Origin of the sequence: Streptomyces sp. NPDC001027 (assembly GCF_040299045.1) — a bacterium.
Taxonomy (GTDB): domain Bacteria; phylum Actinomycetota; class Actinomycetes; order Streptomycetales; family Streptomycetaceae; genus Streptomyces.
In genome coordinates this window covers 21,073-43,068 of record NZ_JBEPBI010000060.1, presented here as the reverse complement: position 1 = coordinate 43,068, position 21,996 = coordinate 21,073, and the positions used below count along the sequence as shown (strand labels likewise).

At 73.0% G+C, this 21,996-nt stretch carries 20 protein-coding genes; 7 read left to right on the top strand and 13 right to left on the bottom strand.

Annotated features, from left to right (window positions below):
• Positions 1 to 10: 10 nt before the first annotated feature.
• The 5 genes from ABT300_RS18745 to ABT300_RS18725 form a co-directional block, all read right to left on the bottom strand.
• Complete coding sequence (locus tag ABT300_RS18745) at positions 11 to 1,072, bottom strand: LacI family DNA-binding transcriptional regulator (RefSeq protein ID WP_502977959.1); 1,062 nt, start codon at positions 1,070 to 1,072, stop codon at positions 11 to 13.
• Between the two features lie 145 nt (positions 1,073 to 1,217).
• The gene (locus ABT300_RS18740; RefSeq protein WP_351676765.1) at positions 1,218 to 2,204 is read right to left on the bottom strand and encodes a macro domain-containing protein; all 987 of its coding nucleotides are present in this window, start codon (positions 2,202 to 2,204) and stop codon (positions 1,218 to 1,220) included.
• Positions 2,205 to 2,374: 170 nt separating this feature from the next.
• The gene (locus ABT300_RS18735) at positions 2,375 to 3,136 is read right to left on the bottom strand and encodes a nuclear transport factor 2 family protein (protein ID WP_351676763.1); all 762 of its coding nucleotides are present in this window, start codon (positions 3,134 to 3,136) and stop codon (positions 2,375 to 2,377) included.
• A gap of 161 nt (positions 3,137 to 3,297) precedes the next feature.
• Positions 3,298 to 4,194 carry an SDR family oxidoreductase gene (locus ABT300_RS18730; protein WP_351676760.1) on the bottom strand — a complete coding sequence of 299 codons (897 nt, stop codon included), beginning with the start codon at positions 4,192 to 4,194 and terminating at the stop codon, positions 3,298 to 3,300.
• A gap of 47 nt (positions 4,195 to 4,241) precedes the next feature.
• Complete coding sequence (locus tag ABT300_RS18725) at positions 4,242 to 5,090, bottom strand: SIR2 family NAD-dependent protein deacylase (protein WP_351676757.1); 849 nt, start codon at positions 5,088 to 5,090, stop codon at positions 4,242 to 4,244.
• 109 nt (positions 5,091 to 5,199) lie between these two features.
• On the opposite strand from ABT300_RS18725, the gene ABT300_RS18720 reads away from it, so the two are divergent.
• Positions 5,200 to 6,147 (top strand): helix-turn-helix domain-containing protein, encoded by a 948-nt coding sequence (locus tag ABT300_RS18720; RefSeq protein WP_351676754.1) that lies wholly within the window; start codon positions 5,200 to 5,202, stop codon positions 6,145 to 6,147.
• Here ABT300_RS18720 and ABT300_RS18715 read toward each other — a convergent pair.
• The 3 genes from ABT300_RS18715 to ABT300_RS18705 all read right to left on the bottom strand — a co-directional run bounded on the left by ABT300_RS18715 (position 6,135) and on the right by ABT300_RS18705 (position 9,845).
• Positions 6,135 to 7,595, bottom strand: a complete 1,461-nt coding sequence (locus tag ABT300_RS18715; protein WP_351676752.1) for an aldehyde dehydrogenase family protein — start codon at positions 7,593 to 7,595, stop codon at positions 6,135 to 6,137. The two genes, ABT300_RS18720 and ABT300_RS18715, sit on opposite strands and share 13 nt — an antisense overlap.
• A gap of 98 nt (positions 7,596 to 7,693) precedes the next feature.
• Positions 7,694 to 8,800: an NAD(P)-dependent alcohol dehydrogenase gene (locus ABT300_RS18710; RefSeq protein WP_351676749.1), complete on the bottom strand. Its 1,107-nt coding sequence runs from the start codon at positions 8,798 to 8,800 to the stop codon at positions 7,694 to 7,696.
• A 148-nt stretch (positions 8,801 to 8,948) separates the two neighbouring features.
• On the bottom strand, positions 8,949 to 9,845 hold the full coding sequence (locus ABT300_RS18705; RefSeq protein WP_351676746.1) for an IclR family transcriptional regulator: 897 nt from the start codon (positions 9,843 to 9,845) through the stop codon (positions 8,949 to 8,951).
• 178 nt (positions 9,846 to 10,023) lie between these two features.
• On the opposite strand from ABT300_RS18705, the gene ABT300_RS18700 reads away from it, so the two are divergent.
• From ABT300_RS18700 to ABT300_RS18675, 6 genes are read left to right on the top strand one after another with little or no spacing between them, the layout of a single operon-like run.
• A complete protein-coding gene (locus ABT300_RS18700) occupies positions 10,024 to 11,289 on the top strand; it encodes an ABC transporter substrate-binding protein (protein ID WP_351676743.1) in 1,266 nt (421 codons plus the stop codon).
• Entirely contained in the window at positions 11,286 to 12,062 is a 777-nt protein-coding gene (locus ABT300_RS18695; RefSeq protein WP_351676741.1) for an ABC transporter ATP-binding protein, read from the top strand. Before ABT300_RS18700 ends, ABT300_RS18695 begins: the two co-directional genes overlap by 4 nt.
• Entirely contained in the window at positions 12,055 to 12,822 is a 768-nt protein-coding gene (locus ABT300_RS18690) for an ABC transporter ATP-binding protein (RefSeq protein ID WP_351676739.1), read from the top strand. Before ABT300_RS18695 ends, ABT300_RS18690 begins: the two co-directional genes overlap by 8 nt.
• Complete coding sequence (locus ABT300_RS18685; protein WP_351676737.1) at positions 12,819 to 13,697, top strand: branched-chain amino acid ABC transporter permease; 879 nt, start codon at positions 12,819 to 12,821, stop codon at positions 13,695 to 13,697. The genes ABT300_RS18690 and ABT300_RS18685 overlap by 4 nt, the downstream gene beginning before the upstream one ends.
• Positions 13,694 to 14,737 (top strand): branched-chain amino acid ABC transporter permease, encoded by a 1,044-nt coding sequence (locus tag ABT300_RS18680; protein WP_351676735.1) that lies wholly within the window; start codon positions 13,694 to 13,696, stop codon positions 14,735 to 14,737. The genes ABT300_RS18685 and ABT300_RS18680 overlap by 4 nt, the downstream gene beginning before the upstream one ends.
• A 4-nt stretch (positions 14,738 to 14,741) precedes the next feature.
• Positions 14,742 to 16,244 carry an aldehyde dehydrogenase family protein gene (locus ABT300_RS18675; RefSeq protein WP_351676732.1) on the top strand — a complete coding sequence of 501 codons (1,503 nt, stop codon included), beginning with the start codon at positions 14,742 to 14,744 and terminating at the stop codon, positions 16,242 to 16,244.
• Between the two features lie 158 nt (positions 16,245 to 16,402).
• On the opposite strand, the gene ABT300_RS18670 is transcribed toward ABT300_RS18675, so the two are convergent.
• The 5 genes from ABT300_RS18670 to ABT300_RS18650 form a co-directional block, all read right to left on the bottom strand.
• Positions 16,403 to 17,566, bottom strand: a complete 1,164-nt coding sequence (locus tag ABT300_RS18670; protein ID WP_351676730.1) for an FAD-dependent oxidoreductase — start codon at positions 17,564 to 17,566, stop codon at positions 16,403 to 16,405.
• A 98-nt stretch (positions 17,567 to 17,664) separates the two neighbouring features.
• Positions 17,665 to 18,537 (bottom strand): LLM class flavin-dependent oxidoreductase, encoded by an 873-nt coding sequence (locus ABT300_RS18665; protein WP_351676729.1) that lies wholly within the window; start codon positions 18,535 to 18,537, stop codon positions 17,665 to 17,667.
• 120 nt (positions 18,538 to 18,657) lie between these two features.
• The gene (locus ABT300_RS18660) at positions 18,658 to 18,924 is read right to left on the bottom strand and encodes a hypothetical protein (RefSeq protein WP_351676727.1); all 267 of its coding nucleotides are present in this window, start codon (positions 18,922 to 18,924) and stop codon (positions 18,658 to 18,660) included.
• A gap of 157 nt (positions 18,925 to 19,081) precedes the next feature.
• Positions 19,082 to 20,119 (bottom strand): rod shape-determining protein, encoded by a 1,038-nt coding sequence (locus tag ABT300_RS18655; RefSeq protein WP_069767819.1) that lies wholly within the window; start codon positions 20,117 to 20,119, stop codon positions 19,082 to 19,084.
• A gap of 221 nt (positions 20,120 to 20,340) precedes the next feature.
• Entirely contained in the window at positions 20,341 to 21,876 is a 1,536-nt protein-coding gene (locus tag ABT300_RS18650) for an FAD-binding protein (protein WP_351676724.1), read from the bottom strand.
• Between the last annotated feature and the right edge of the window lie 120 nt (positions 21,877 to 21,996).

Here is a 21,996-nt window from a genome sequence, read left to right as displayed (position 1 = left end):
CCCGCACCGGTCAGCGCCGCCGTGCTTCGCCCCGAGGCGAGGACGGCGGCGCTCCGGTGCTCGCGCGAACGATCAGCCGGGTCGGGACCAGCGTCTTGTCGATCAGGTCGGGCCCGGTCCGGCCGATCTTGTCCAGCAGCTTCTGCAGGCTGATCCGGCCGACCGCGGCGAAGTCCTGCCGCACGGTGGTCAGCGGCGGCCAGAAGGCCTGGGTCTCCTCCATGTCGTCGAACCCCACGACGCTGACGTCCTCGGGAATCCGGCGGCCGAGCTCGTGCAGGGCGCGCATGACGCCGAGCGCCATGTGGTCGTTCGCGGCGAAGATCGCCGTGACCTCAGGCCGGCGCCCCAGGGTCAGCCCGTGCAGGTATCCGGACCGGGTGGTCCAGTCGCCGTACAGCACCGGGGGAGGGACGACGCCGGACTCCTCCAGCGTGCGCCGCCACGACTCGACCCGATGGGCCGCGGAGAACGAGGTCGGGGGACCGGCGACGTGCCACACCTGGCGGTGGCCGAGTGCCAGCAGGTGTTCCGTCGCCTGACGGGCGCCCTGCGCCTGATCGGTGTCCACCACGGTGTAGCCGGGGCCGGTGTCGGAGTCGACGACGACCATCGGAACCCCAGGGGGGAGGCTGAACTCCGTGTCGTCCAGGAGATGCGCCTCGAAGACGAGGATCACCCCGTCGACGGCCGCCTCGCTGAGCCGGTCGTAGGCGCCCGACAGCCTGCCCATCGTCGGGTCCGGCACGGGGATGAGGGTGACGGCGTACTTGGCGCGCGCGGCTTCCTTGGCGATGGCGTCGAGCGTGCGCGTGTTGCCGAACGTCCTGAGCGTGAAGGTGATGACGCCGATGGTGTTGAACCGCCCGCTCTTGAGCGCGCGCGCCGCTCCGTTGGGCCGGTAGCCCAGCGCCTGCATCGACTCCACGACCCGCTGCCGGGTCGCCGGGTCGACGTTGGTGTGGCCGTTGGACACGCGTGAGACCGTCTGCGGTGCGACACCGGCGTGACGGGCGACGTCCGCCATCGACGGCCGAGGCTGTCCGGACCTGGACCTGTCCCCCATCGCCATGATCCCCTGTTTCCCTGTTCCTCTGTGTTCCCGTTCCCGGTTTCCCCTGTTTCTCGGGCCCTGAGGACAGCCTAGGCCCACTCCCCGCAGGCCCGCGGCGCGAGGGCTCGCGGGCGCCCTCGCGGGGAATGCGCGGGACCGCGGGTCAGCGCCGGGCGGCTTCGCCGAGCGCGCGCCGGTAGGCCAGTTCGTCGTCCTCGCCGAACACGGCGAACACGACGCGGTCGAAACGGCCGGGGTGGGCGTCCAGCCACTCGCCGACCGTGCGCAGCGCGACGGGGGCCGCCTCGCTCCTGGGATAGCCGAAGACGCCGGTGCTCACGGCGCAGAAGGCGACGGTGCGGACGGCCTCCACCTCGGCGGCGAGGTCCAGGCAGGAACGGTAGGAGGAGGCGAGCGCCGACACGTCGTCGGCCCGAGTGCGGCCGTCGACGATCGGGCCGACCGTGTGCAGGACGTACCGGGCCGGCAGGTGATGGCCCCGGGTGATCTTGGCCGTGCCGGTCGCCTCGGGTGCGCCCTGCAGCGTCATGACCGTGTGGCAGTCGTCGCGCAGGCGGGGTCCCGCGGCGTTGTGGAAAGCGTTGTCGATACAGGGGTGCATCGGGCGGAAGCAGCCCAGCAGGGCGCTGTTGGCGGCGTTGACGACGGCGTCCGCGTCCAGAACGGTGAGGTCTCCGCGCCACAGCACGGTCCGGCGTCCGGCCGGGAAGGCGAATCCGGGGAACTGCTCCGCGATCGTGGGCAGACTCTCCACCCGGACGGTCGGCCGCAGCAGGCGCTCCCCGCCGAGGATCGCGTCCACCGCTTCGTCCACGCCGTCCGGCAGCGGGCCGGGATCGCGGACGGTCAGCACCGCGCGCAGCAGCTCGCGGGCCGTCGCCGCGTCCATGCCGTCGAGGTCCGCCGGCGAATCGGCCCGCATCCCCAGTCGGGCAGCGGCCGGATCGGCGGCGAGCAGGCGCAGCGCCGTGCGGACGTGGGCGTCCAGCCGGCCGGCGGCCGCGGCGGCTGCGGCCGGCCGGAAGGGCTCGTCCAGCGCGACGGCCTCGCGGTAGGCGGCCAGGGGCAGCGAAGCGGGCCGCGGCCTCGTCCCGGCGGGGACGTCGGGCTCGGTGTGGGGCGCGTTCATCGGGGGCTCCGGATGGGGGCGTGCGGACGGACCGTGCCGGCGGCCCGGCGCGTGCACGACGACGTGCACGGGCCGGGCCGCCGGCGGGGGAGGGGGCGGGGCTGTTCGAGCGTGCCGACGTGCAGCTCGACGATCCCTGCTCGACCGTCTCGCGGGTCCGGCGGGCGTGGTCAGAACAGGCCGTTGCCGTGGGGCAGTTCGGTGGGCACGGGCGCGATGACGTCCCAGTGCTCGACGATCTTGCCGTCGGCGACGCGGAAGAGGTCGTAGTAGGCGACTGCGACGCCGAACTCGCCCTCGGACTGCGTCAGGACGAAGTCGCCTTCGGCGATGACCTTGTGGACCTTCTTGTAGACGAGGTTCTTGCCCTGCTCGGCCCACTTGGCGGCGGCCGCCCCGAAGCCGTCGAGGCCGTCGGCGGCGTCGGTGTTGTGCTGGTGGTAGGTCTCGGTGGAGATGTAGTCGGTGAGCACCGAGTAGTCGGCGCCGACGAGGACCTGCTCGGCGAACGCGGTCACCAGGGCGCGGTTCGCCTCGGTGCTGTCGGGGTCGGCGACCGCGGCCGGGCCGTCGGTCTGGGAGCGGCCGGAGAGGGTGTTCTCGACCTTGGGGGTCAGGGCGTCCCAGTGCTCGGCCAGCTTGCCGTCGGCGTCGACGCGGAAGACGTCGAAGCCGACGAGCGGGACGGGGCCGAAGCCGTGGTAGGTGCCGTGCAGGGCGACGAGGTCGCCGTCGGCGATGACGCGGGCGCCTTCGTAGCGGAAGTCCTCGCCGAGGCCTGCCACGAGTGCGCGCAGGGCCTCGGGGCCGTCGGCGGCGAGGGCGCTGTGCTGCGTGTAGTCCGCGGCGGCCCAGCGGTCCACGGCGGTGGGGTCCTTGTCGCCGAACAGTTCCGAGGCGGCCTGGAGGACGGCGTTCTTTGCGTTGCTCATGACGGTCTTCCTTGAGTGGGGGACCTGCGCCGGGATGAACCGGCGGCCGAGTGGTGATGTGTTCAAACTAGGCCGTGATCAGTGGGTCGACGGGCCCAAGAGGGACATTTGATGGTCAAAAAGTGACGCCTCGTGTGTGCTGAGGCGTCTGTGCACATGGGTCAGCTCCGGGCGGCGCGCACGACGTCGGCGAGGGGCGTGGCGGGGCGGCCGGTGAGGCGGGGCACGGCGTCGCTGACGCCGTCGAGTTCCCCGGCCGCGATGGCCGTGTAGGTGGACACCCAGGCGTCCAGCTGCCACGGGGGGGCGCCGTAGGAGGCGCGGGAGGCGTAGGCCTCCGCGACGGTCTCGGGTCGGTAGACGACCGTGCGCCCGAGCTGCTCCGACAGGATCACGGCCGCTTCGTCCAGGGTCAGGGACTCGGGGCCGGTCAGGTCGTAGGCGACGCCTGCGTGGTCCTGCGGACGGGAGAGCACCGCGGCGGCCGCGTCGGCGATGTCCTCCTGGCCGACGAACGCGGCACGCCCCTGTCCGGCCGGGCCGCGGATGACGCCGTCCTCGCCGACCAGGTCGGGGACGAACTCGGCGTAGAAGTTGTCCCTGAGGAACGTGTGCGCAAGCCCGCTCTCCCGGATGTGCTGCTCGGTGTGGAAGTGGTCCCGCGCCAGGGTGAAGGTGGCGTCGGGGGACGCGCCGTAGAAGGAGACGTACACCAGATGGCGCACTCCCGCCGCCGCGGCGGCGTCCACGAACGCCCTGTGCTGGGCGAGGCGGTCGGCGCTCTCGGAAGCCGACACCATGAAGACGGTGCGGATGCCGGCGAGGGCCTCGCCCACCGCGGCACGGTCGGCGTAGTCGCCGCGCACGGCCACCGCGCCGGGAAGCCGCGGAGCCCGCTCGGGGCGGCGGACCACCAGCGTCTGCGCGACGCCCCGCTCGGCCAGCAGCCGGGCGACCCGCCCGCCGAGACGGCCGGTGGACCCGGTGACCGCGATCGTGGGTGCGGCGGGTGCGGCGGAGGTGGGGGATGCTCCGGCTGCTGCTGATGCGTCGGACATGACGTGGGTCTCCTCGCGTGGTGAGGTGGGTGCTCCGCCGGAAGCCGTCAGGGCTCGAGTCGGTCGAGGAACCGGTCCGCCCCGAGGGGAACGGACAGGGCCCGCTCGCCGAGGTCTGCGGGCACGTCGGGGTGACGGGGGTTGATCCGGACGAGGCGGGCTCGGGGCGTCCGGCGCACCACGTCCTCCATGGGCAGCCGGATCACCCCCGGGGTATTGAATCCGGCGCCCAGTTCCAGGACGAGCAGGGTGCTGTCCGTGGGCGCGTCCTCGAGCCACCGCACCAGCCGCCGTCCCGCCGGCAGGTGATCCCGGTCGACGAACTCGGGACCGACCCGGACGTTGGGGAAGACGTCGGCGCCGCAGTTCGGGCACCGCGGCAGCGCCCGGGGGTCGGTCACCCGGCCGGTCTCACGGTCGTAGGCCGCGAGGATCCGGTCGAGGAACGGTTTGCTGGGCCAGGTCTCAGGGGTGCACGGGACGGTGCACTGGAGGCGCCCGTAGTCGCCCTGCGGGGTGAAGACCCGGTCCGCGGCGAAACCGCTGCGGGCGAAGAGCGCGTCGACGTTGGACGTCACCACCCAGTGGTCGCGCTCGCCCACCAGCGTCCGCAGCCGCCGGTACAGGGGGTTGGGGCCGGGGCTGTACCGGATGTCGTCGATGTGAACGGCCCAGTACCCCCACATCATGTCCTTCGGCAGCGGCGCGCCGAACAGATAGCGCGAGCGCAGACCGAGCCGGTGCAGCCCGGGCAGCAGTTCCCTGAAGCGTTCGGCGTCGTCGTAGTCGTAGCCGGCCGCCGCGCTCAGACCGGCGCCGGCCGCGACCAGGACCCGGTCGGCCTCCTCCAGCCACCTGCGGACCGTCTCGGCCGTCACCCGTCCCTCCAGCTGCATCGCCGTTCGCGTCCTTTCCGTTTTCCGCCAGGACAGGCGGAATCCGCCGCTTCGGCGGTACTGCCAACGTACGAGGACGACAGGACGCGTCCCGATAAACTTGTGACTGATGATGGCCAAAACCCGACACGGCGCCGCGAAGGAGATCCTCGAGATCCCCTTCGCCGCGCCCGCGGGCACTCCGCCCGGAATCGAGGTCATGTCACTGGCCGAGCTGCGCCGCCGCGTCGCCGCGCCCACCCTGGGCCGGCCGTTGCGCCCCGACTTCCACCACCTGCTCACCCTGTCGACGGGCGAGCTGCGCCACACCGTCGACTTCACCGGCCATGTGCTGCGACCCGGGTCCTGGCTGTGGGTGCGCCCGGGACAGGTGCACCAGTGGGGCGACCTCGGCAGGGCCGAGGGCACGCTGATCCTCTTCCGGCAGGACGCGCTCGACGCGGCCACCGCGACGGCCGCCCGGGTCGACGACCCGCACGCACCCGTCGTCAGCACTCCCGTCGCCGACGACGCGCAGGCCCTGACCATGGCCGCGGAGCATCTGGGCCGCGAGTTCCAGGCGCTCGGCCACCTCCCGCTGGAGGTGCACATGGCGGCCCTGCGTCATCTGCTGGCGGTCCTGCTGCTGCGGCTCGCCCATCTCACGGTCCCGGTGGGCAGCGCCGTACCGGACCCCGACGAGACGTATCTGCGGTTCCGGGACGCGGTCGAACGGGACTTCACCCGCACCCGGCGGGTCGAGGACTACGCCCGCACGCTCGGCTATTCGGGCCGCACCCTGTCCCGGGCGACGCTGGCCGGCGCCGGGCTCAGCGCCAAGGAGTTCGTCGACCGCCGGGTCGTGCTGGAGGCGAAGCGGCTGCTGGCGCACGGCGACCGGACGGCGGCCCAGATCTCCGACCAGCTCGGCTTCGTCAACCCCTCGCAGTTCAGCAAGTACTTCCTGCACCGTACGGGTCAGTCCCCGATCGAGTTCCGCAACGGCGTCCGCGGGCGGGGCGACGGGGCTGCCCCGCCCGTCGGCGCCGGTCAGGGGCCGGCCCGTCAGAACGGGTAGTGGGCCTGCTCGGCGGCCAGGGTCACCCAGCGGGTGTTGCTGAAGGCCTCGATGCCCCAGCGTCCGCCGAAGCGGCCGTGGCCCGAGGACTTGAACCCGCCGAAGGGGGCCTGCGGCTCGTCGGCGACGGACTGGTCGTTGACGTGCACGATTCCGGTGCGGATCCGCCGGGCGACGCGCAGCCCGTGGGTGCCGTTCTCCGTGATGACGCCGGCGGTGAGGCCGTGGTCGGAGTCGTTCGCCTTGGCGACGGCCTCGTCGTCGGTGGCGAAGGTGTCGATGACGCACACTGGGCCGAACGCCTCCGCGTGGTAGAGCTCGGCGTCCCGGGGGAGCCCGGTCAGCACGGTCGCCGGGTGGACCGCGCCCTCGGGCGGGGTGCCGCCGGTCAGGACGGTGGCGCCCTTGGCGACCGCGTCCGCGACGAGCGCGGCGACGCGCAGCGCGGCGGCGGGGCCGACCAGCGGGCCGATCACCGTGGTGGGTTCGGCCGGGTCGCCCGTGGGCAGGCCGGCTGCCTTCGCCGTGAACTTGGCGGTGAACTCCTCGGCGAGCGACTCGTGCACCAGGATGCGGTCCCCGGACATGCAGATCTGCCCGGCGTTCATGAAGACGCCGAAGGCGGCGGCGTCCACCGCGTAGTCGACGTCGGCGTCGTCCAGGACGATGATCGAGTTCTTGCCGCCGAGTTCCAGCAGGGCGGGCTTGAGGTGGCGGGCCGCGTGGAGGCCGATGGTCCGGCCCACGCCGGTGGAGCCGGTGAAGTTGACCGCCCGCACGCGAGGGTCGGCGATCAGGGTCTCGGCGATCTGGGCGGCGTCGGCACGGTCGTTGGTGACGACGTTGAGCACGCCGTCCGGCAGTCCCGCCTCGCGCAGCACGTCCGCGACGAGCAGCCCGCAGGCGATCGGGGCGTCCTCGCTCGGCTTGACGACGACCGTGTTGCCGGCCGCCAGCGGCGCCGCCACGGCCCGGACGCCGAGGATGACCGGCGCGTTCCACGGTGCGAACGCGGCCACCACGCCCAGCGGTTCGCGCACCGCCAGACCCAGGGCGCCCGGCTCCTGGGCGCTCAGCACCTCACCGCGCGGCGCGGTGATCGCGGCGGCCGCCTCCCGCAGGATGTTCGCGGCGAGGCCCACGTTGAAGTGGGCCCAGGGGCGTGTGCCGCCCGCTTCGGCCGCCATGATCTCGGCCACCTGCTCGGTCCGGGACTCCAGAAGGTCGGCGGCCTTGAGGAAGATCGCCCGGCGGGCGAAGGGCGTGACCGCGGCCCAGTCGGCGAATGCCGCCTCGGCGGCGTCGACGGCGCGGGTGACGTCGTTGGGCCCGGCGGCGGCGACGGTCGCGTAGACCTCGCCGGTGTAGGGGTTGACGTCGTCGGCGGTGCGGCCGGAGAGGGCGGGCACGTCCTTGCCGCCGATGAGGAGGTCACGGGTGAGGGCCATGGGGGACTTCTTTCGGTGCGGGCGCGGGTGCGGGCGGGCAGGGCGGGTGGCGCCGGGGCGAGGAGGGCCGGGGTCAGGCAGGCCGGGGCGGGCCGGGGTCAGACGGGCATGCGGACGATCGGCTTGATCACGTCACCGGCGTACGACGCCGCGAGCGCCTGCTCGATCTGGTCGAAGGCGAACCAGGAGACGAGGCGTTCCATGGGGAAGCGGCCCTGGCGGTACAGCTCGACGAGCGCCCCGATGAGCTCGGTGCTGCGACCGCCGCCGCCCAGCACGCCGACGATGCGCTTGCCCCACAGGGTCGTGAGGTGGTCCAGGGTGAACTCGGCCCCGGCGGGGGCGCCGCCGATGAGCGCGCAGGTGCCGAGCATGCCGACCGAGTCGGCGGCCTGCCGGACGACGGAGATGACGCCGGTGCACTCCAGGGCGTTGTCGGCGGGCCCGCCGCAGATGTCGTGCACGGCGGCGACCGGGTCCGTCGCGCCGGCGTCGACCGTGTGGGTGGCGCCGAGCTCCCTGGCCAGAGCCAGCCGGGAGGCGTGCCGGTCCACCGCGATGATCGTGGTCGCGCCGCTGTTGCGGGCGGCCATGACGGCGGCCAGCCCCACCGAGCCGGCGCCGTAGACCACGAGGCTGGAGCCGGTCTGCGGGCGCAGGGTGTTCAGCACGGCCCCCGCGCCGGTCGACAGTCCGCACGCCAGCGGTCCGAGCAGGTCGAGCGGGACGTCGTGGGGGACCTTCACCAGGCTGCCGGCCCGGGTCAGGGAGTGCGTCGCGAACGACGACTGTCCGAAGAAGTGCCCGTGCAGCTCGCCGCCGTCCGACCGGCGCAGGGCCGAGGCCTGCGTCCCCGGCCGGACGCCGCCGACGAGCAGCTCGCCGAGGCGGGCGCAGTAACGGGGCTCGCCCGCCTGGCAGTTGCGGCACTCGCCGCACCACGGCCAGCCGATGACGACGTGGTCGCCCTCCTGGACCGAGGTGACGCCTGGGCCCACCGCCGCCACCACGCCCGAACCCTCGTGGCCGAGGACCCCGGGCGCGGGGAAGGGGAGGTCGCCGTGCAGTGCGAGGCCGTCGGTGTGGCAGATGCCGGTGGCCGCGATCCGCACGAGGACCTCGCCCGCCTGTGGTTCGTCCACTTCGACGTCCTCGAGACGGAACGGGCCGTCCTGCTCGTCGAACACAGCGGCTTGTATACGCATGGCGGCCTCCCGGAACCCACGCGAACACAGTACTGTTCGCCTGGTGAAGCAAGTTTCACAAAGTGGGATGCGTGAGTCTGCGCCCGTCCATGGACCGTGTCAACGAAGTACGCTCCAGATGTTCCGCATGAGGGGACACCTGTTTCAATTATTCGGACATTCGCCCCTTCGGGCGATGTCCGAGGCGCGTGGAGATCTCGGCGGTGGTGCGCCGCAGCGGGGCTTCGAGACGGGTCATGACGGAGTCCACCGAGGAGTTCCACACCGTGAGGTGCACGGCGACGTTGACCGCGGCCACCACGGCGCCGTCCCGGTTGCGCACCGGGGCGGCCAACGACCGCAGCCCCGGGGCGAGTTCCTCGTCGTTGAGCGCGCATCCGGTGCGCCGCACGCGGGTCAGCGCCACCATCAGCTGCTCCCGCGCAGTGATCGTCTTGGGTCCGCGCCGAGCGAGGTCCGTGCGGTCGACCAGATCGCGCAGCACGGCCGGCTCCTGGTGGGCGAGCAGGACCTTGCCCATCGAGGTGCAGTAGGCGGGAAGGCGTGAGCCGACGTGCAGCTGCAGGCCCATGGCGAAGCTGCCCGCCCGGCCGCTGCGGCGCCGGTCGACGTAGACGATGTCCGGGCCGTCGAGCACCGCCATGCTCACGGTGTACCCGGTCTCGTCCGACAGGGCCTGCAGGAACGGCCCGGCGACGCGGGTGATCTCCATCGAGTTGATCGCCGCGAATCCGAGGTCGACGACCCTCGGGCCCAGCGAGTACTTCCTGGACTCCGGATCCTGTTGCAGATAGCCGAGCTTGGCGAGCGTCGCGACGTACCGGTAGGTCGTGCTCCGGTTGAGGCCGACCGAGCGCCCCAGGTCGGAGATGCCGAGGACGGGCCGGGTCTCGCTGAACGACGAGAGGATCAGCAGTCCGCGTTCCAGGGACTGGGAGAACCCCGCGGCGGAGGACTTCCCGGTGTCGGTGCGGCCCTCGGCGTCACCGGTTGCGGCTGGGGGCGGGGGCTCGTCGGGCGTCGACTGAGGGCTCTGTGAGGTCATGCCTCATCGTAGGGCGAGTGTTTCAGCTATTGAAACGCCGCGTTGACTTTCGTGACAGCCACTCCTACGTTCCCCCCACCTTTGGTTCACCAGGAGGGCGAACATGCCTAAGTCTCCTATGTCCGAACCGTCCCCCGAAGTCAGCAGACGTCAGATTCTGCGCACGGCGGGTCTCGGTATGTCCGGATTGGCCCTGGCCGGCCCCCTGCTCACCGCCTGCAAGGTCGGCAGCGGCGGCGGCAGCAGCAGTGGCGGGACGTCCACACTCAAGATCGGCTTCGTCAGCCCGCGCACCGGTCCCGCGGCCGGCTTCGGCGAGCCGGACGCCTACGTCCTCGGCCTCGCCCGCAAGGCCCTCGCCGACGGCCTGACCGTCGGCGGCAAGAAGTACCGGGTCGAGATCATCGACAAGGACGGCCAGTCCAACCCGCAGCGCGGGTCCCAGGTGGCCAACGACCTGATCAACGCCGAGGGCGTCGACCTGATGCTCACCACGTCGACGCCGGAGACGGTCAACCCCGTCTCCGACGCGTGCGAGGCCGCCGGCGTGCCGTGCATCTCCACCGTCGTGCCCTGGGAGGCCTGGTACTTCGGCCGGGGAGCCAAGCCCACCCAGAAGCAGGCCTTCCAGTACACCTTCCACTTCTGCTTCGGCGTGGAACAGTTCCGCCAGGCCTACACCAGCCTGTGGGCGCAGGTGAAGACGAACCGCAAGGTCGGCGTCATGTGGCCCAACGACTCCGACGGCAACGCCATTCGGCACGCGCTCGGACCCCTGCTGGAGAAGGCCGGCTACGACATCGTCGACCCCGGCGCCTACACCGACGGCACCAACGACTACTCGTCGCAGATCGCCCGGTTCAAGTCCGACGACTGCGAGATCTTCAACACCTTCCCCATCCCCTCCGACTTCGCCACCTTCTGGCGGCAGGCCGCGCAGCAGGGCTACAAGCCCAAGATCGTGCAGGTCGCCAAGACGGGCCTGTTCCCCTCCCAGGTCGAGGCCCTCGGCCCCCTGGGCGTCGGCATCGCGGGCGGCGCCTACTGGACCCCGACCTTCCCCTACAGCTCCTCCCTCGCAGGCGTCTCCTCCAAGGACCTGGCCGACGGCTACCAGCAGTCGTCCGGCAAGCAGTGGACCCAGCAACTCGGCGCCAGCCTCGCCCTGTTCGACGCGGGCGCGGCCGCGCTGCGGGCCGCCTCCGACCCCAAGGACAAGAAGGCCGTCGCCAAGGCGATCGCCGGACTCGACGTGGAGACCCCGGTCGGCAGGCTCCAGTGGGGCAAGGGCCCCAACGCCAACGTCGTGGCCACCCCCATTCTCGGTGGCCAGTGGGTGCGCGCCGCCCAAGGCAGCCCGCACCAGCTGGACTTCGTCCTGTGCGAGAACGCCTGCGACCCCAACGTCCCCCTCGCCGCGCGACTGCGCCCCTACGGCTCATGAGCTCCCTGAGCACCCCGGCCGCCGGACCCACGAGGACGCAGGGGCCGCAGCCGGTCCTCGTGGGCTCCGGCCTGACCCTGAACTACGGCGAACTGCGCGTCCTGGACGGCGTCGACTTCCACGTCGGCGCCGGCGAGGCCGTCGGCATCGTGGGACCCAACGGCGCGGGCAAGACCACGCTGCTCAACGCGCTGGCCGGGGCCGTCACCCCCGACCGGGGCGCCATCCGCCTCGACGGGCGCGACGTCACCTCGCTGCGACCGGAGTCGAGGTGCCGACAGGGCATCGGACGGGCGTTCCAGATCCCGCGCCCGTTCGTCGGGATGACCGTCCTGGAGAACGTCCTCGTCGGCGCCTCCTACGGAACCCGGCTGTCGCGGCGCGCCACCCACCAGCGGTGCGTCGAGGTCCTGGAGCTGTGCGGTCTGATCGACCTCGCCAACCGCCGCGCCGAGAGCCTCGGCCTGCTCCATCGCAAGCGGCTGGAACTCGCCCGCTCACTGGCGACCGACCCGCGCGTGCTGCTCCTCGACGAGATCGGCGGCGGCCTCACCGACGCCGAGGCCGCCGAACTCGTCGTCACCGTAAAGCAGTTGCGGGCCCTCGGCATCAGCATCGTGTGGATCGAGCACATCGTCCACGTACTGGTCCAGGTCATCGACCGCCTGGTGTGCATGGACGCCGGACGCGTCCTCGCCGAGGGCGAGCCGCAGGCCGTCCTGCGCGACGCGAACGTCGTCGACGCCTATCTGGGAAGAGGCAGCCATGGCTGAACTGCTGGACGTCTCCCGCCTCGTCGCCCGCCACGGACTCCTCCAAGCGGTACGGGGCGTGTCCCTCGCCGTGGCCGACGGCGAGACCGTCGCCCTGGTGGGCGCCAACGGCGCGGGGAAGTCGACCCTGTTGCGCACGGTGGCCGGAGCGCACCCCGCCGCCGAGGGCACGCTCCTGCTGGAGGGCGACGACATCACCGGCCTCCCCGCGCACCGACGGGTGGCCCGCGGCCTGGCGCTCGTCCCCGAGGGCCGCAAGCTCTTCCCCGACATGACCGTCGAGGAGAACCTGCTCGTCGCCGGCCGGCGCGCCCGGCCCGGACCGTGGAGCGTCGACACCGTCCTCGACGCCTTCCCCCTCCTGCGGCCGATGCGCCACCGCAGGGCGGGCAGTCTGTCCGGGGGCCAGCAGCAGGCCGCCTCCATCGGCCGCGCGCTGATGACCAACCCCAGGCTGCTGCTGGTCGACGAGGTCTCGCTCGGCCTGGCGCCGGTCGCCGTCGACGCCGTGTACGAGTCGCTCACGGCACTGATCCGCGACGGCGCCACCGTCGTCCTGGTCGAGCAGGACCTGAGCCGGGCCATGTCGGTGGCGGACCGGGTGGTCTGCATGCTCGAAGGGCGTGTCGCCCTCGACGCCCCCGCCGGGGACGTCACCCGCGACCAGGTCACCGACGCCTACTTCGGCCTAGGCCGTGTCAGCACGACCTCCGCCCCGGCCGACACGCCGGCGGCCCGTCCCACCCCGGAGCGGACATGAGCTGGATCAACGCCCTCGTCCAGGGCCTCTTCCTCGGCGGCCTGTACGCCCTCTTCGCCTGCGGCCTGTCCCTGCTGTTCGGCGTCCTGCGCATCATCAACCTCGCCCACGGGGACCTCGCCGTGCTGGGCGCGTTCGGCGTCTGGTGGGTGTCCGACCGGACCGGCGTGTCACCGTTCCTCGCCCTGCTGGCGGTGCTCCCGCTGATGCTCGCCCTCGGCTACGCGCTCCAGCGGGGAGTGCTGGCCCGCAGCCTGCGCGGCGGAGAGCTCACCCCCCTGCTGACCACGTTCGGGCTGGCCGTCGTCCTGCAGAACGCCATGCTGCAGATCTTCTCCCCGGACGTGCGCTCCCTCGGGCCGTCCGTCGGCTCGCTGTCCACCGGCAGCTGGCGCATCACCGACCAGCTGTCCATCCCCTACCTCGGCGTGCTGATCCTCGCCGTCGCCGTCGCGGTCCTCGGCGGACTGCAGTTCGTGCTGCGGCACACCGGATTCGGCCGGGAGATGCGCGCCACCGCCCAGGACCCGGACACCGCCGCCCTGGTCGGCGTGCCCGCGGCGTCCGTCTACGCCCGCGCCACCGCGATCGCCGTCGCGGTGGCCGCCCTGGCCGGGACCTTCCTCGCCGTCCATTCCACCTTCGACGCCTCCAGCGGCCCGACGCAGCTCATCTTCGCCTTCGAGGCGGTCGTGATCGGCGGACTCGGGTCCCTGTGGGGAACCCTGACCGGCGGCATCGTCCTCGGGATCGCGCAGACCGTCGGCGCCCACATCGACCCCCAGTACGCGATCCTCGCCGGCCATCTGGTCTTCCTCGCCCTTCTCGCCGGCCCCCGCGGCCGGTTCATCGCCACCCGGAGAGCCCACGCATGACCACAGCAGCCGCCCCCGCTCCCGGCGCATGGTCCGTCCGGCGCGCCGGCCTCGCCTCCCGCATCGGATCCGGCGCCCTCGTCGCCGTCGCGATCGCCCTGTTCGCCGTCCCCCAGGTGTTCGACGCGAACATCGTCCAGCAGCTCACCAGCCTGCTGATCTTCCTCATCCTCGCCGTCATGTGGAACGCGCTGGCCGGGTACGCCGGGCTGGTCTCGGTCGGCCAGCAGGCGTTCATCGGCTTCGGCGCGTACGGCACGATCCTGCTCACGCAGTCCGGCGTGCAGCCCTACCTCGCCGTCGTGCTGGCGGCGCTGGCCTCCGCCGCCCTCGCCGCGGTGCTGTCCCTGCTCGTCCTGCGGCTGCGCGGCGGCCAGTTCGCCGTCGGCACCTGGGTCGTGGCCGAGGCGATCGCCCTGTTCGTCATGCTCGACCAGAGCCTCGGCGGCGGCACGGGCGTGTCCTTGCAGGGCCTGAGCGGTTACGCCCCCGAGGTCCGCCGGGCCTTCACCTACTGGCTCACCCTCACCTTCGCCGTCGTCCTCCTCGTCCTGCTGTTCCTCCTGCTCCGGCACCGCACCGGAGCGGCCCTGCAGGCGATCCGCGACGACGAGGACGCGGCCGCCTCACTCGGCGTCAAGGTCAGGCCGCTCAAGCTCGTGCTGTTCGTCCTCGCCGGCTTCGGATGCGGCGCCGCGGGCGCCCTGACCCTGGCCAACACCCTGTTCGTCCAACCCCAGTCGATCTTCGGGGTGCAGTGGTCGGCGTACATGATCTTCATGGTGCTGGTCGGCGGCATCGGCACCTTCGAAGGCCCCGTCATCGGCGCCGTCCTCTTCTTCACCGTGCAGTACTTCTTCGCCGACCAAGGGGCCTGGTACCTCATCGGACTCGGCCTCACCGCCGTCGCCTTCGCGCTCTTCCTCCCCAAGGGGCTGTGGAGCCTGCTGACCGACCGGCTGCACGTCCAGTTGCTACCCGTCGGTTACCATCTGCGGCGAGAGGGGCCCCGGCCCCCTTCGTCCCCGAAGGAGACTTGACCAGGTGAACGACCCCCGCCCCGCGGCGCCGGAAGCCCACCGACCCGACGCTCCGATCACGGTGCGTCATCACATCGGGGGCGAGTGGACCGAGCCGCCGGGCGGAGAGACCTTCGCGGACCACGACCCCTGGACCGGGGCCGTCATGGCGACGGTCGCCGCGGGCGACGCGGAGGACGCCCGCCGGGCGGTGGACGCCGCCCAGGCCGCCTTCGCCGGATGGGCCGACGCGCTTCCCGCCGAGCGCCAGAGGATCCTGCTGCGCGCGGCCGACGTCCTGGAGCGCCGTCGCGAGGAAGTCAGCGGCCTGCTGACCGGCGAGACCGGATGCGGCCGCCACTACGCCACCGTCCAGGTGGACTTCGGCGTCGCCCTGCTCCGCCAGTCCGCCGCGCTCCCCTACGCGGCCGTCGGACAGGTGCTGCCCTCCGACATCCCCGGCACCCGCGCCCTCGCCGTACGGCAGCCGGTCGGGGTGGTGGCGGCCATCGCCCCGTGGAACGCCTCGCTCGTCCTCTCCGGCCGCAGCGTCGTGGGCCCCCTCGCCCTCGGCAACACGGTCGTCCTCAAGCCCTCCGAGGAATCCCCGCTCACCGGAGGCGCCCTGTGGGCGGAGATCTTCGCCGAGGCCGGCCTTCCCCCGGGCGTCCTCAACGTGGTCACCCACGCCCCCGGCGACGCCGGCGCCCTCGTGGACGCCCTCATCTCCCACCCCGCCGTGCGCCGCGTCAACTTCACCGGCTCGACGCCCACCGGACGCAGGCTCGCCGAGACGGCGGGACGCCACCTCAAGCGCATCGTCCTGCAGCTCAGCGGCCACAACCCGCTCATCGTCCTCGCCGACGCCGACCTGACCTACGCGGTGGACGCCGCGGTCTACGGCGCGTTCGTGCACCAGGGCCAGGTGTGCATGTGCGCCCGCCGGATCTACGTGGAGCGGCCGGTCGCGGAGGAGTTCACCCGCCTGTTCACCGAGAAGGCGGCGGCGCTGCCCGTCGGCGACCCGCGCGATCCGCGCACCGTGGTCGGACCGGTGATCAACAAGTGGGCGCTGTCCCTCCTGGAACGCCGTGTCGAGGAGGCCGTCTCGATGGGCGCCCGCCTCCTGACGGGCGGGGTGGCCGAGCCGCCGTGCTACCCGCCCACCGTCCTGACCGACGTCCCCGAGGACGCCGAACTCGCCTTCGACGAAAGCTTCGGCCCGGTCGTGATCCTGGAGACGGTCGACGACGCCGACGACGCCGTGGAGCGCGCCAACGCCTCGCGGTACGGGCTGACCGCGGGCGTCCTGACCGGCGACGCCCACCGCGGGCTGGACATCGCCCGCCGCCTCCAGGCCGGCATAGTGCACGTCAACGACCAGCCGGTCAACGACGAGCCGAACATGCCCTTCGGCGGCGTCAAGGAGAGCGGCTGGGGCCGCTTCGGCACGGGCTTCAGCGCGGAGGAGTTCACCGAACTCCGCTGGATCACCCTCCGCGGAGAGCCCCGCGACTTCCCGTTCTGACGGGGACCTATCACCAGAGCGAGTTCGACCGTGCGGCGCGCAGCGTCGTCGTGGGGTGGCCCGGCGCGCCCCCGGTCTGTCGCGGCGTAGACACGGGTTCGCCGCCGGCAGCCGCGATTGACCGACGGCTCTTCGCTTCGTCCGCCGCTCGGCACCCGCTAGAACAGGCTGATGTTCCAGGCCAGTTGGCGGGTGAGGTCGTCGTCGCCCGGGCGGGGCGGGGGCGGGGCGCCGGTGGTGCGGGCTGCAGGGGTGTGGGCGCCGCGGGAGATGTTGCCGCTGACGGTGGTGTTGTGCTCCACGCGGGGGCGGCGGAGCGTCTCGTAGAGGGTGAGCGCGGACTCGGTGTCCGGGGCGTCGCGCAGGCACTTCGCGAGGATCACCGCGTCCTCCAGGGCCATCGACGCGCCCTGTCCGGTCGCGGGGGAGGCCGCGTGGGCCGCGTCGCCGATCAGCAGCGTGCGGCCCGAGCGCCAGGGCGTGCCGTTGGGGATCTCGGTGGCGTCGGTGACCAGCACGGGGGCCTCGGCAGACGCGACGATGTCCGCGGCGGCCGTGCGGTCGGCGCGCAGCAGCGCGACGAGCAGGTCCCGCCAGTGGCCGGGGCCCGCGTCCGCGATCTCGTCGGCGGTCAGCGGCTCGGCGGCGTCGACGCGGGCGAACCAGGAGGTCTCCCCGCCCGGTGACGTCATGTGGCCGAAGGCGACCGCGCTGCCGCGGGTCATGGTGATGCACGCCGTCTCGTCGACGCCGCTCACCGGAGCGTCGGCGGTGTAGCCGTAGAAGACGCGCTGTCCCGCGTGACACGGCGCCGCGGCGGGGGCGATGGTCCGGCGGACGGCGGAGTTCAGGCCGTCCGCGCCGAGCAGCAGGTCGCCGGTGGCCGTACCGCCGTCCGCGAAGTGCGCGGTGACGCCGTCGGGGCCGTCCTCGACGAAGACGAGGCGCGCGCCGTGGACGATCTCGACGCCCCGGCGGACGGCCTGCGCCTGCAGCGCCGCGCTGAGCTCGCCGCGGCGCAGACACCGGTACCGCAGCCGGGGGTCGCCGGCCTCCCCGAGCGGGACGTGGGCCGTCTCGGCGCCGGTCGCGTCCACCACGCGCATCGAGGTGAGCGGGAAGCCGAGCGAGGTCACCGCGTCCGACGCGTCGATCTCGGTCAGCGCCCGCAGCCCGTTGCCCGCGAGGGTGAGGAACGCGCCGACGTCCTCGGCGGAGTCCGGGTGCGCCTCGTACACGACGGCCTCCTGCCCCGCCTTCCGCAGTGCCAGTGCCGCCGCCGCGCCGGCGATCCCGCCGCCGATGACCAGTACGCGCGCCATGCCTCTCCCCGCTCTCTCCGTGTCCGGACGTGCACGGATCGTCCTGCCCGCGATCCTGTGCGGGGGAACGTCCGGACGGCGGCCGGGAGTCCTCGGCGTCAGCGCCCGAGGGACGCCAGCAGCGAGGCGAGCTGCCGCAGCGGCTCCGGCCCCACGACGCGCAGGACGACGGTGTCCGCGCCGGAGGCGTGCAGGGCGCGGACGTCGTCGGCGGCCTGTGCGGGGGCGCCGGAGACGGTGAACACCTCCTCCTGCGGGCGGCCGAGCCATGCTCCGTGGCCCTCGGTGTGCGGGTGCAGGGTGCGCGCGACGTCGTCGGCGTCCTCGCCCACGCAGGCGAACGACAGGACGGTCAGGGTGTGGTCGGGACCGGCGCCGCCCTTGGCGGTCAGGACCCGGGTGTTCTCCAGGTCGGCCGGCCCGTGGCCCTCGGCGATCAGCACGCCGTCCGCGACCCGCCCGGCCAGCTCCAGGGAGCGGGGCCGCACGACGCCCGCGACCACCGGCGGGACCTCGGCGGGCGGATGCACCAACGCGACGCCGTCCAGGCGCACTTCACGGCCGTCCAGCTCGACCCGCTCGCCGCGCAGCAGCGCGCGCACGGAGGTGATCGTCTCCTCCAGCAGGGCCAGCGGCGACCGGGGCGCGACGCCGGCCGTCTCCATCCACTCGCGCACCCCGTGCCCGACCCCGGCGACCAGTCGCCCGGGGAAAACGCGGGCCAGCGTGGCCAGTTCCATGGCCAGCAGCGCGGGGCTGCGCAGCGGGGCGGGGGCGATGCCGATGCCGACCCGGATGCGTTCGGTGGCTCCCAGCGCCACGGCGGCCGCCGACACCCCGCCGTTCCACCCGAGATCCTCGACCACCCACAGGTCGTCCACGCCGAGCGCCTCGGCCTCCCGCGCGAACCCGGGCAGCCCCTCGGGGGCCCAGTCCCGGTCGTACATGACACCGATCCGTACGTTCGTCATGCCCTGAACCTATGCGGCGGGCGGCGGGCCGATCAATGGGGTATCGGCCCGGCAAGACGGCAGCGCGCCGGGCCCGCGGCGGTACAAAAGCGCCGGCCGCGCGGCAGGCGCCGGCCGTGCTCAGAGGAATCCGCTGTGACTGGTCCTGAGGTGAGCGCAGTGCGCGCACTCCTCGGCGTGGTGCGGCTTGGAGGTGAATCCGGTGCAGATGCACCGCAGGCATGCCGTGCTCACGGGGGGATCCGTGAAGCGGCCGGCGGCGACCAGCCGTGCCGTGGCGGTCTCCGAGACGCTGCGGATCCGCTCCTCGAGGTCGGCGAGTTCCGCGTCGTTCAGCTCGTACGCTTTCTTCTGCTCGTCCGTGAACTCGACCTGACGGGTCATCATCCCTCCCACGGAAGACGGGACGGCTCACTTCCATGGTCGCTCCGCCGGTGGCCGCCCGCATGTCGATCTCCGGAGGGAGGGGGGAGGCGCGGACCCCGTGCGTGTCTCTTCCGGGGCCCGCTCCCCGGAGGCGGCGCTGGGCCGTCCCGCGCGTCGCTCAGGCGCCCAGCGGGTTCAGGGTCAGCGGTTCGATCTTGCCCTCCAGCATCGCGCCGAGGCCCTGGGCGGCGCAGATGTCGGGGCGCTCGGCGATGTGCACCGGCATCCCGGTGGCCTGGCGCAGCATCTGGTCGAAGCCCGGCAGCAGGGCGGAGCCGCCGACCATCATGATCCCGCGGTCGGCGAGGTCGGCGACCAGGTCGGGCGGGCATTCCCGCAGCACTCTGCCGATGCCGTCCAGGACGGCGGTCAGCGGGGTCTCGATGGCGTCGCGCACGGCCGCGGTGTCGACCTGCACGGAGCGGGCGAGGCCGGTGGCGACGTCCCTTCCGTGAATCTCGGTGGAGGCGGGCCCGTGCGGGGTGAGGCCGTTGCCCGAGAGGGCGAGCTGCAGTGGCCGTACCGACTGACTCGGCAGCATCAACTCGTGCTCATGGCGCAGGTGTTGCACGATCGCGTGGTCCACCGCCTCACCGCCGACCGGGATGCGCTCGGCGGTCACGATCGAACCGAGGGAGAGGACGGCGACCTGGGTCGCGGCGGCCCCGCACACCATGATCATGGTGGCCTCCGGCCGCTCGACCGGCAGCCCGCAGCCCACGGCGGCCGCGATGAGGGTGTCGACGAGTTCGACGCGACGGGAGCCGAGGCCCACCAGGGTCTCGATCGCGGCGCGCTGGGCGAGCGGGTCGGCGTCGTGCGGGGTGCACGCGGCGGCCCGCAGGAACGGCTTGCGACGCAGCTGCCGGCGGATCTTGTCGCCGATGAGATGGCGCAGCATGCGCTGCGCCATCTCGATGTCGACGACCGTGCCGCCGGAGACCGGACGCACCACGCGGATGTAGTGCGGGGTGCGCCCGGTCATCTTCTCGGCGAACTCGCCGACCGCGATCAGCGCGCCCGTGCGGGTGTTCACGGCGGCGGCGGACGGCTGGTCGACGACCAGCCCGGCCCCCTTCACATAGACCCGCGTCCGCGCCGCTCCCAGGTCGACGGCGAAGTGGCAGCGGCGCAGCTGCTCCAGACTGGCGGTCATGGCAGGTCCTCCCGAGAGCACAGACCGTGGGGGCCGCCGGTCGGCAGGCCTCCCTACGCATCGTGCGGGGACACGGAGGAGGCCGCCCTTTCAGGTGGGCCGGGCGGGGCGCGGCTGAATGGGGGTTGTTGCGCACGCAGGGCAGGCGTGGCACGCACGGCGTCCGATGCACGCCACGCACGGCGCCCGCTGAACCCGTGCCGTCAGGCGGACCGGTGCCGTCAGGCGAAGATGCCCTGGCCCGGGGCCAGGATCCCCTGCGGGTCATAGGTGCACTTGGCCGACTGCAGGCCCGCCCACGCCGGCCCGAAGTGCGCCTGCCAGTCCGCGGGGGTGAGGGGGATGCTGCCGACGGGGTAGTGCGTGCCGCCGGCCGCCGCGACCCTGTCGTAGGCGGAGCGGTTGACGGCCAGAAGGCGGTTCACGGCGGCCGTGTCGTCCGGCGCGGCCGCGCTGAGGACGTCGAAGAGGTACGACACGTCGTCGTCCGAGGTGCGCAGCAGCGGGGTGGTGAGGCGGTCGCGCAGCAGGGGGTAGAAGAGGATGACGGCGCCGGGGCCGACGTCGGCCGGGGTGAGACCGTCCAGCACCTGTGAGCTGAGGGCCGCGGCGGACGTGCCGGGGAGCATCAGGTTCAGCCAGGGGTGGGCGAACCCCCAGATGCCGGCCTCCTTCATGGCGGCGATCAAGGGGGACAGCCGGTCCAGGAAGTCGAAGTAGGGCTGGTCGGCGATCTGCACGGTGGCCGGGTCGTGGCGCAGGCCGCGCAGCAGCGCCGCGTCGTCGGGGGCGGGTCCGGTCGGCGGGCCGTAGGCGACCGCTTCCAGGACGTGGACCTTGAACGCGCCGGACGCGTCCGCGTGGACCTGGCCCTCGACGTAGTCGAAGCGGCCCTCCCGGACGAGGACGCGCTGGTCGTCGAGGAAGGTCGCCAGGTCGCCGTAGGTCAGCTGGTAGCGGCGCACGGTCGTGGGCGCGGGCACCAGGCGCAGCGTGGCCTCGACGATGACGCCGCACTGGCCGAGGCCGGCGAGGACGGCGCGGAAGAGGTCGGACCGGCGGGACGTGGAGCAGCGCACCAGTTCGCCCGCGCCGGTCACGACCTGCAGTTCCACCACGTTGTCGACCTGGGCGCCGACCCGGTGGGCCTGGCCGCCGAGGCCGCCCACGGACAGCGTGCCGCCGACGGAGAGCTCGAGGTAGTCGGTGAACACGGGCGGGGTGAGGCCCTGGGCGAGGGTGGCCCGGGCGACGGCGCTCCACTTGGCGCCGGCGCCCACGGTGATCGTCCTGGACGCCGTGTTCACGGAGCCGACGGCCGCGAGCGGCGCGGTCTCGATGACGAGGCCGCCCTCCGCCTGCGCCTGGCCGAACGGGGAGTGGCCCTGGCCGCGCGGCGCGACCGGCAGCCGGTGGTCGTTGCAGAAGCGGAGCATGGCGACGACGTCGCGCACCGAACCCGGGCGCAGGACCGCCGCCGGGCGACGGTGCACGATGTGCCCGTAGTCGTCGGCGGCGGCGGTGAGCGAGGAGGCGTCCGTGAGGAGCGTTCCGTCCAGCCGCGGGACCTTGGCGAGGGTCGCGGACGTCGAAGGCGTCGAGGACGCGGCGGACGCCGAAGACGCGGACGCGGAGGCGGTCTCGGACTCGGCGGCGGTCGCGGCCCAGGAGCGGGACGCGGTGTCGAAGGCGACCACCGCCGCTCCGGTGACCGTGAGTCCGCGCAGAACGGTACGTCGGGACGGTGTGCGGGGCATGCGCAATTCCACCTCTCGATCTTCATGAAATCTTCAAAACCCCGACAGCGTAAGCCAGTTCATCTGAGCGTCGATGGTCCGGACCGCATTTCCCGACCGGTGGGTTCCGCACGCCGCGCC